7 protein-coding genes and 1 pseudogene are annotated in these 9,283 nt (G+C 71.4%); 2 read left to right on the top strand and 6 right to left on the bottom strand.

From position 1 onward, the window contains the following. Window positions 1-503: 503 nt before the first annotated feature. The 5 genes from ADK36_RS36900 to ADK36_RS36920 all read right to left on the bottom strand — a co-directional run bounded on the left by ADK36_RS36900 (window position 504) and on the right by ADK36_RS36920 (window position 6,794). On the bottom strand, window positions 504-1,085 hold the full coding sequence (locus ADK36_RS36900; protein WP_048585856.1) for a tellurite resistance TerB family protein: 582 nt from the start codon (window positions 1,083-1,085) through the stop codon (window positions 504-506). A gap of 88 nt (window positions 1,086-1,173) precedes the next feature. Further along, the gene (locus ADK36_RS36905) at window positions 1,174-1,371 is read right to left on the bottom strand and encodes a DUF397 domain-containing protein (protein ID WP_048585857.1); all 198 of its coding nucleotides are present in this window, start codon (window positions 1,369-1,371) and stop codon (window positions 1,174-1,176) included. After that, a complete protein-coding gene (locus ADK36_RS36910; RefSeq protein WP_048585858.1) occupies window positions 1,331-2,179 on the bottom strand; it encodes a helix-turn-helix domain-containing protein in 849 nt (282 codons plus the stop codon). Before ADK36_RS36910 ends, ADK36_RS36905 begins: the two co-directional genes overlap by 41 nt. Before the next feature lie 68 nt (window positions 2,180-2,247). Beyond that, entirely contained in the window at window positions 2,248-2,913 is a 666-nt protein-coding gene (locus ADK36_RS36915; protein ID WP_053200696.1) for a hypothetical protein, read from the bottom strand. A gap of 146 nt (window positions 2,914-3,059) precedes the next feature. Further along, window positions 3,060-6,794, bottom strand: a complete 3,735-nt coding sequence (locus tag ADK36_RS36920) for a hypothetical protein (protein ID WP_053200698.1) — start codon at window positions 6,792-6,794, stop codon at window positions 3,060-3,062. 309 nt (window positions 6,795-7,103) lie between these two features. Between ADK36_RS36920 and ADK36_RS36925 the strand changes: the two genes are divergently transcribed. Continuing rightward, on the top strand, window positions 7,104-7,910 hold the full coding sequence (locus tag ADK36_RS36925) for an NPP1 family protein (RefSeq protein WP_053200707.1): 807 nt from the start codon (window positions 7,104-7,106) through the stop codon (window positions 7,908-7,910). 99 nt (window positions 7,911-8,009) lie between these two features. On the opposite strand, the pseudogene ADK36_RS36930 reads toward ADK36_RS36925, so the two are convergent. Continuing rightward, window positions 8,010-8,441: pseudogene (locus ADK36_RS36930) on the bottom strand (hypothetical protein); the annotation flags it as partial. Window positions 8,442-8,577: 136 nt separating this feature from the next. Between ADK36_RS36930 and ADK36_RS51085 the strand changes: the two are divergent. Then, window positions 8,578-8,709: a hypothetical protein gene (locus ADK36_RS51085; protein ID WP_267887438.1), complete on the top strand. Its 132-nt coding sequence runs from the start codon at window positions 8,578-8,580 to the stop codon at window positions 8,707-8,709. Window positions 8,710-9,283 lie beyond the last annotated feature (574 nt).

Here is a 9,283-nt window from a genome sequence, read left to right on the forward strand (position 1 = left end):
TACTTCCTGTCCGTCAAGGACAACCAGCCAAGCCTGGCCGGGCAGATGAGGCGTCCAGATCCGCCGGAAGCGCCGGAAGCCGGAAGCGCCGGAAGATCGGGGCGAATAAGTGGTCCACGGAAACCGTCTACGCCGCCACCGATCTGCCCGCCGGACAGACCGGCGCCTCCGAGCCGGCCGCCTGGGCACGCGGGCACTGGATCATCGAGAACGCCGTGCACTGGACCAAGGACGTTGCCTTCGGCGAGGACGCGGGCCAGGGGGCACAACGCCCCGGTGGTCATGACGGCCCTACGCGACATCGTGCGAGGCACCCTTCGGCTCGCCGGCCGGACCAACACGGCCAGCGGCCGACGCGCTCATACCGACCCCGAAAGCACCCGCACCCTCCACGGCATCCCATGACCAAACCCGGACGAGTCCTGAGAACTCCGGGGCCCTGCCGACGGTCTGGTTGTGGCTGGGCCACGGCTACGGATGCGGCTGCGGCTATCTGGCCACGATCAGAGCTGGAACTCCGCCGGCGACAGGCCCAGCGCACCGCAGGCCTCCCTGAGGATCGCCGCCTCCGCCTGGGAAAAGTGACCGTCGGCGCCGGCGATGACGATGCCGGTCTGGACGACCGCGCGGGCCTCGGTGGGCTTCTTGGCGGCCTTGGCGATCTCCTGCATGGCCTCGGTCTTGCCCTGCGGGAAGTTGCGGGTCAACAGGTCCGCATGCTTGTTGAAACGCTGGCGCAGCTGGTCCGGCGGGAAGTTCTGCAGCACGTCGTTGCTGAGGATCATCGACTCCATCTGCTGGCGCTCGGCGGCGTCCACATGCCCGTCCGCCGCCGCGACCAGGGCGCACATCGCCATGCTGGCGTCCCGGTACGCGCCGCTCTTCAGCTCGGTCTTCAGGGAGCCGAGCTGAGTCTTCAGCAGGCCCACCAGCTGGGCCTTCGAACCGCCCCGCGAGCCGCTGCGCGAGCCGCCGGCCGCCGGGCCGCCGTGACCGCCCTGGCCGCCGGTCGTACCGTGGCCGCCGCCCTGGACCTGCTGCTGGAGCTGCTTGGCCTGGTCCTTGAGCCGGTCGAACAGTGCCATTGACGTCACCTCGGTATTCGTCGGGGTCATCCGGGCCATCACTGAGGCAACGACCGCCTCTGAGTAAAGGTTCCACAAAGCCCTGAGATCAGGGCGCGGCCACGTGCGCCACAAACGCCGTGAACGCCTCCGGCGACAGGGTCAGCGTGCCGTGGTCGGGGTTCTTGGAGTCACGGACGGCGACGAGGGTGGGGAGGTCGGCGACCTCGACGCATTCGCCGCCCGTGCTGCCGCTGTAACTGGACTTACGCCACAGGGCGTTGACCAGTTCCGGTTTGCTGCCCATAACGCTCCTCCAGTACACCCTTGATCAGTTCCGCCGAATCCTCCACGGACAGGGCGGCTCCCTGCAAGCCAGCGTAGCGAAGGGCGGCGTCGCGGATGGTTTCCGGGTTGGCCGTCATGTGGCCCGAGATCAAGTCCTCCGTGTAGATGACGTCCGGGTCGTCGTCGAAGCGGAGCAGGGTGAACGAGCCGTCCAGGCTTGCGTGTTCACCCACCCTGAAGGGCAGCACCTGGAGGCGGATCCAGCGCTCGTCCTTGAGGCTCAACAGGTGGAGGAGCTGGTCCCGCATGACCTCCCGGCCGCCGATCGGGCGGTGCAGTACGGCCTCGTCGAGGACCACCAACGTCACGGGAGGCTGCTCCCGCTTGAGGATGCGCTGGCGCTCCATGCGGGCGGCAAGCAGCTCGTCGAGCTTGTCCGGCTGACCCGTGGCCAGCACCGCGCGGGCGTACTCCTTCGTCTGAAGCAATCCGTAGACCAGCTGGCACTGGTACGTGGAGATGTACGTCGCCTTCGCCTCCATGTCGGCGAACGGCTGGAACCACGTCGGCAACTGGCTCCGCAGCACCAGCCCGACCAACCCCGAGAAGAACCCGTCCGTCCCCAGCGCCGCATCCACCCGCTCGGAGAACTCCCGCTGCGGCACCTTCCTCGCCGTCTCGATCTGGCCGATCAGCGACCCCGTGCAGAAGACGACGTCGCCCAGGTCACGCAGCCTCAGACCGGCCGCTTCCCGTCTGCGGCGCAGCTCGTAGCCGTAGTAGTCCAACGGCGAGGCACTGGGGTCGAGTTCGCGGATGAGCGGCATATCGCCGGAGCGTAGTCAATCGACTCCGCTCCGGTGATGGGAATCACGCAATCTCGCGACCGGCCGGGTCAGCAGTTCCAGACCGCCCAGTACCACTTGCCCTTCATCTCGCTGTCCGAGTTGAACACCGGCGTGTTGATCTCGACGCCCCTGGAGCCCTTGCCCGGGTAGTACCAGAAGTAGTGGCCGTTCTTACGCTTGCCGTAGTGGACCTCGATCCAGCCCTGGGACTTGCGCCAGTACGGTGCGAACCAGTACCCGCCGGCCATACCGGGCGGGACATGGGCCGTGAGCTTGTTGGAGGTGGTGCTGGTCCTGCCCACCTCCCACTTCTCGGTCTGCGACGAGCTGACGCTCACGCCCGCTGAGATCGTGTCCGAGAAGCCGGCGCTGACCTCGTGGCTCGTCTCCTGCTGGAAGGAGTACGAGGTGGTGCGGGAAGCCGTCCACCAGCGTTCGACGTCCAGGTCCCTCTTGCCCGCGCAGTTGTACACCGGGTTGCCGACCTGGCGCCGCTTGCCCAGCTGGGTCCACGCCTTGACCTCGTGGTATTGGCAGGAGTCGGCCTTGCCGTTGTTGCAGTCCCAGATCACGTCGGGCTTGTCGTCGCCCCAGCCCGGGCTGGTGTTCGCGCTCGCTGTCCCCGAGGAGAAGGGGATCAGGACAAGGGCCAGGGCGGGGGCGAGGACGCCGAGGCGTCTGCTGCCGGCCTTCATGAGTGTCTTGGGCTTCATGGGGTGAGCCTCCCGTCCTGTGTCCATAGGGCCGTGGCGCAAGCGGAGGAGGTTGCCCACGCCACGGCTCGAACGAGGCTGACAAGCCGGTGGATTGATTGGTAGCCCCTTTCATCGGGGCAAACAATCAATCAAGGCCCCTCCCGTCAGTCCCCGCACACCTTCCGGTACGGCGCGTCCGGCACGTACGTCCGCCACTGCGCCGGCGTCAGCTGTCCGCCCACCCGGGCACACACCCGCTCGACCACGCGCTCCGGATCGACGACGTACCGCTGGAGCGGCACATGGAGTCCGGTCGCGTACACCGTGCTGCTGTCCGCGCTGAACGCCACCGAGACGATCTCCTCGCCCGCCGTCGGCAGCGGCCCGCCGAGCGGCTGCTGGGTGGGGACGTCCCACAGCTGGAGCGTTCCCGAGCTGCCGCCCACGGCGAGCGTGCGGCCGTCCGGGCTCAACGCCAGCGCGCTGACGCCCTCCGGGGTGTCGCCGAGCCTGGCCGGGAAGACGTTCCGCAGGACCCCGGCCTTGTGCTTCAGGTTCCCGTCCCACAGCGCGACCCGGCCGGTCCCGTCGCCCACGGCCAGCCGTGAGCCGTCCCCGCTGAAGGCGATGGAGCCGATCTGGTCGCCCTGGACGAGGCCCTTCCCGGCCACCGGCCCCTTCGGGAGGCGGGCGACGCGGTTGTCGCCGACCAGCAGGCCGTCGTCGGGGCGGACGGCCAGGCGGCTGCTGTTCAGGCCGGTCACCACGGAGGTGCGGCGGTGGCTCGCCGTGTCCCAGACCTCGTCGGCCAGGTCATCTATCGTGGGCGTGCGCACGGCGTACAGGGTGCGGCCGCCGGCACCCAGGGCGATGTCGATCAGCGGCCCGGTCGAGTCGGGCGTGGCCAGGTCCAGGGTCTCGCGGACCCTGGAGTGGCGTACGTCCCAGATCGTGATCCGTTGCGGGGCGGCCTCCCGGCCCGGCGCCGAGACGCCGTACGCGAAGACCGCACCGTCCGGGCTGAACGCCGTCAGGGCCAGGGTGTCGCCGGGGACGACCGGGTCCATGCCCGCGAGGGCCACGGGCATCGGCGGCGACGGCAGGGTTCGTGGGGCCTGGCCGGCGCCAGTGTCGCGCAGCTGGAAGCTATAGCCGGTGCCGGTGCTCGTGCGTTTTGCGGTGGCGAGGGTCCTGCCGTCGGGGGCGAGCCGCACGCCGGACAGGCCGTCGTCCTGCCAGTCCGGCGTCACCGCCGCCGACACGTCGAGGGAGTGGACGGTACCGGACTCCAGGTAGCGCAGCACGGGGTGCGTGGGATCCCACGCGAGGGCGCCGTACACGTACTGGTTGTTGAAGGAGTGCCGGAAGACCGGGGCGTCGGGGGACGACAGCCGCCACACCTTGATCTCCGCGCTGTCCACCGCCGCCAGGAACTTCCCGTCCCCGCTGAAGGCGGCGTACCCGACGTCCGGCACGGAGAGATCGGCCAGCTGCTTTCCCGACCCGGTGTTCCAGACGCGGACTCCGGCCGGGGAGACGGCGGCCATCCGCTGCCCGCCGCCCATGACCAGCGTGGCGTCGTTGTCGGCGCAGACGTCCTTGTCCTGCGCCCACTCGCCGGACAGCTTTCGTTGCCGGGTGACGTCCCACACCTGGGGCGTGGCGCCCTGGCCGCCCGCCGGGCAGACCGCGACCGTGCCGGCGTCGGGGGCCATGTCCGCGCGATCCACCACCTGCGGGCTCTCGAACAGGGACTTTCCGTCGGTGCGGGAGCGGACGACGGCCCGTTCGTCGTCGCTGCCGGTCACGAGGAAGGCCCGGTCGCCGACGACGGCGGAGAACGCCTGCCACGGCCCGCCGCCGGTCCAGCGTCCCGCCACCGTGTCCCACAGCCGGATGCCGTCCTGGCCGGACAGCGCGATCACCTTGGCGTCGGGGGACAACCCGACCACCTCGGCGGCGTCGGCCGGCAGCCGGCCCGAGCCGGTGCGGCGATGCGCAGCCACGTCGTACGTCCGCCAGGTCCGGCCCGCGACGCTGAGCAGGACGCGGCCGGAGGTGGTGAGGAAACGGAGGGCGGTGTCGCCGGGCGCGGGATCGGAGAAGGTGTCCCGTTCGGGCTGGGCGAGGGCGCCGAGCAGGGCCCGGCGGGACTCGGCCAGCGGGGAGACTCGCCAGGCGGCGGCGCCCAGCAGCATCGCGGCGCGCGGGTCGGTGGTGCGCAGGGAGTCGGCGACGGAGGCGACGCGGCGGGCGGTGGTGTCGGTGCGCTGCCGCTCGTTGTCGAGGTGCTGACTCCAGGCGGCCAGGCTGACCACGAGCGCCACCGCCAGGACGGCGGACAGGGCGGTGACCAGCACCCGCGACCTGCGGGCGGTCCGCGCCGCCGCCCGCCGCTCGGCCTCACGCGCCTCCAGCGCGGCGACGAGGAACGCCCGCTCCGACACCGTGAGCGTGCCGTCGTCGGCCCCGAACAGTTCCTCGGCCCGCGCCAGCCTGCTGCCCCGGTACAGCCCGCCGGGGTCGCGGTCGTGTTCCAGCCAGGCGCGGGCGGCCTCGGTCAGCCGGCGGTGGTGGCGCAGCCGCTCACGCTCCTCCTCGATCCAGTCGTGCAAGCGCGGCCAGGAGTTGATCAGCGCCTCGTGGGCGAGCTGGGCGTCCTCCTCGTCGACGGTCAGCAGGCGGGCGCGGGCCAGCCGCTCCACCACCGCCGGCACATCGGGGCACGCCCAGTCCTCCTGCTCAGCCCGGGTCAGCGGTCGCCGGGTGTCGGGGGTGCCCTGACCGGGCTCGACCATCCGCAGCAGCAGGCGCCGGGCGGCCTCCGCCTGGGGTGCGGTCAGCTGCCCGTACGCCTCCTCGGCGCTGGCCGCGATGGCGCCGTGCACGCCGCCGGCCGCCTCGTACGCGGCGAGGGTCAGCAGCCGGCCCTTGCGGCGTCGCCAGGTTTCCAGGAGGGCGTGCGAGAGCATCGGCAGCCCGCCGGGCTCGTCGAGGACCTCCTCCACGATCCGCGCGGTCAGCTCCCGCTCCACCAGAAGCCCGGCCTGCTGCGCCGGCTTGACGACCGCTTCCCGCAGCTCGTCCGCCGTCATCGGCCCGACCAGCAGCCCGGCACCGCACAGGGCGTCCGCCAAGTCCCGGTGCTCACCGCAGCGGGGGTAGAAGTCGGCCCGTACGGCGATGAGGACCCGCAACCGGCTCCCGGGGTCGCGGGCGGCGAGCAGCAGGTCGACGAACCGGGCGCGTTCGGCCCGGTCCCGGCACAGCGTGAAGACCTCCTCGAACTGGTCGACCACCACCCAGCTCTCCGGCTCGTCCTCGGCCGGGGTCAGCAGATGGCCGTACGTGGCGGCCGGCCGTTGCCCGGGAGTCAGCACCCGCAGCACCGCCGGACCGCCCCGGTCGGCGATCTCCTTCTGGAGGCGGGGGATCAGCCCGGCCCGCAGCAGGGACGACTTTCCACTGCCGGAGGCACCGAACACCGCGGCGAACCGGTGCCCGCACACCAGCTCCAGCAGCTCCTCCACCAGCCGGTCCCGGCCGAAGAACAGCCCCTGGTCGGCCGGCTCGAACCGGGCGAGCCCCCGGTACGGCGGCGCCGCGTCCTCGTCGTCCTCGCGGGCCGCGCCCGACACCTCCGCCTCGGCGTCCTTCCAGCGGGCCTCCCACGCGCCGGGGTCGCCGCCGCACGCCCGCACGTATCCCTGGACGACGGCGAGGGACGGCAGCCGTTCGCCGCCCGCGGCCTGCGACAGCGTTGTCGCGGAGAACCCGGCCACCTCGGCCATCCGCCGGTACGAGGGGGTGCCGGCTGCCTTGCGCACCTCGCGGAGCTCATGGGCGAGCCGGGCTATGGGCCCGGCCGCGGGGTCCAGGGGTCTTTCGGGTCGGCCCATGCGCACGTACCTCCACACAGCTGACGAAACCGACGTCAGGGCGGTGACGATACGTCGCGGCACCTTTCGCCTGAGCACGCCATGGGTGACGTGCAGGCAAATGAAAGGCACCGGGACGCGCGTCACCGGACAAATCAGCAATGATCATGGAATTTGATTGTCTCGACAAAGGGGATGCGGCAATCAATCCTCCGGTTCCCTCGGAATTGATTGCCCTGGTCAGAGGGGGTGCTGATCAACTTTCGGCTCTCCAGTCTCGATCTCAGCCCGCCGGACTCCCGGCAGACCGAGCAACTGGAGGAGACCCGCATGCCCAAGGCACTCAAGACCAAGCGAAAGTCCCGACTCGCCAAGGCCGCCGTCGTCGCGGGCAGCGTCACCGCGCTGACCGCCGGCCTGACCGGCAGTGCCAACGCCGCCGTCCTGCAGCCCCTTCGCGCGAACGCGACCACCTTCCAGCAGAAGTACATGCCGCTGTTCGACTACGACACGGACGGCTGCCTCCCGGCCGCGGCGGTCGACGCGAACGGACGGCTCAACGGCGGCCTCAACAACAGCGGGAAGATCACCGGCGGCTGCCGGGACGGCCACCTCGGCAGGGCCAACACCTACGCGCAGTCGAAGTGCCAGCACGGCTGGTGCGCGTACGTCTACGCGCTCTACTTCGAGAAGGACCAGGTCGTGAACGGCGCCGACGCCTTCGGGCACCGCCACGATTTCGAGTCCGTCGTGGCCTTGCAGAAGCAGGGCGAGGAGCGGCCCCGCTACCTGGCCGCCTCCGCGCACGGCAAATACAGCACCCACCCGATCAACGAGGTGCCGATGGAGGGCAACCACGTCAAGATCGTCTACCACAAGGACGGCGGCAGCTCCCACGCCTTCCGCTTCGCCAAGTGGGGCGAAGTTCCCAAAGCCTGGGGCAACGGCCGCTGGGACCGGCCTGCCCTGGTGTCCATGGAGAGGATGGCCAAGGCGCCGCGTGACGCCCTGTGGAACTCCAAGTGGGGCGACGCCAACTTCCCCCTGACCAACAACCTCGTCAACGAGATCAACAAGGCCCGGCAAGCCAAGAGGGGCGGCCAGTCGATCGAGCGCATCGTCCCCGCCTTCTCCTGAGACGGGCCCGCACCGAGCCGCCCCCGGTGGGACATCCCCCCTGTCCCGCCGGGGGCTCCCCCTGCTTCGTCTTCACCCAGTGACGTCCGCGGCGGCGGCTCAGGCCTGGGTCTGCAGCTGCTGCAGCTGCCGTTGGACATTCTCCAGCGCACCCCGCCGCCGCCCCGGCACCCGGCCCCGCAGCTCCGCGAGCGCGGGGCCGAGTTCACGGGCAGGGGCGGCGTCCTTGATCTGGCCCCACTGGTGATGGGCCCGGTCGACCGCGGCCTCCACCGCCGGCGCGTCCGGCGCCTGCCCGGCGGACAGCCGCGCCGAGGCCACCATCATCCAAGCCCGGCAACTGCGCACCGGATCCCCGGCCATCATGGCCAGGTCGGCCCGCACCTCGATCCAGTGCAGCGCCGCCTCGGAAGCCGGCCCATGGGCCCGCAGAGCCGTCTGCTCATAGTGAGCCGCCAACACCTCGGCCTCCCCATGCCGACCGGACTCCACGGCGGCGGCGATGGTGGCGTGGGGGTCATGGGCCGCGGGGAGCTGGGCGGGGGTCGGCGCGGGGCTCGGGACAGGACTGTGCGCGGGGAGCGGCGGGGCGCTCGGTTCGGGGCTCCGCACAGGGGCCTGCGGGGAGCTCGGCGCGGGGCTCTGCACAGGGAGCGGCAGGACCAGGGTGGGGCTCGACTCGGAACTCGGCTCGGAACTCGGCTCTGAGTTGGGCTCGGAGCCGGGCGCAGAGACCGGAGCCGGGGTCGGCGCCGAACTCGACGGCGAGTACTCGGGCGGAAGCGACGGGGAACCCTGAGCCAGACCCTCCGCAGGGGGCGGCGGGGAACCCGGCGCGGGACTCGGCTCGGTGCTGGGCGCGGAAATCGACACCGGGACCGGTTCACGGCTCTGCACGGAACCCGGCACAACAGAGGCGGGAGCCGAATTCGGAACCGAACCCGACGGCGACTGCTGCGGCGGAATGGGCGAGGTACCCGCACCAGGGCTCTCCGCCGGAAGCGGCAGTGAACCCGACGCGGGATTCGGCTCGGCACTCGGCGTGGAACCCGACGGAGCGACCGGAGCCGGGACCGGCACGGAACTCGACGCAGCAACCGGAGCCGGGCTCGGCGCCGGACCCGGCGGCAGGTCCTGCGCCGGGAGCGGCCCAGAACCCGGCGACACGTCCCGCGCCGGAAGCCGCGGGGCCCCCGGGGCCGGGCTCTGTGCCGAAGAAAGTGGCGGAGAGCCGTAGGCCGGGGCCTCCCCGGGCAGCGGTGAGTCGAGAGCCGGGAGTTCGCCAGGGAGCGGTGGGGGGACGGGGGTCGGGCCCTGGGTGGGGTTGGGCTCGAAGCCGCGTAAGGAACTCGGCACGAGGAGCGGGGCGGGGC

The sequence above is a fragment of the Streptomyces viridochromogenes genome (genome assembly GCF_001270495.1).
Taxonomy (GTDB): Bacteria; Actinomycetota; Actinomycetes; order Streptomycetales; family Streptomycetaceae; genus Streptomyces; species Streptomyces viridochromogenes_A.

Bases quoted from the DNA above. Each gene is read 5' to 3' on its own strand.
- ADK36_RS36905 (WP_048585857.1), bottom strand. From the start codon at position 1,371: ATGGGCAGCAAACCGGAACTGGTCAACGCCCTGTGGCGTAAGTCCAGT.
- ADK36_RS36910 (WP_048585858.1), bottom strand. From the start codon at position 2,179: ATGCCGCTCATCCGCGAACTCGACCCCAGTGCCTCGCCGTTGGACTAC.
- ADK36_RS36920 (WP_053200698.1), bottom strand. From the start codon at position 6,794: ATGGGCCGACCCGAAAGACCCCTGGACCCCGCGGCCGGGCCCATAGCC.
- ADK36_RS36900 (WP_048585856.1), bottom strand. From the start codon at position 1,085: ATGGCACTGTTCGACCGGCTCAAGGACCAGGCCAAGCAGCTCCAGCAG.
- ADK36_RS36915 (WP_053200696.1), bottom strand. From the start codon at position 2,913: ATGAAGCCCAAGACACTCATGAAGGCCGGCAGCAGACGCCTCGGCGTC.
- ADK36_RS36925 (WP_053200707.1), top strand. From the start codon at position 7,104: ATGCCCAAGGCACTCAAGACCAAGCGAAAGTCCCGACTCGCCAAGGCC.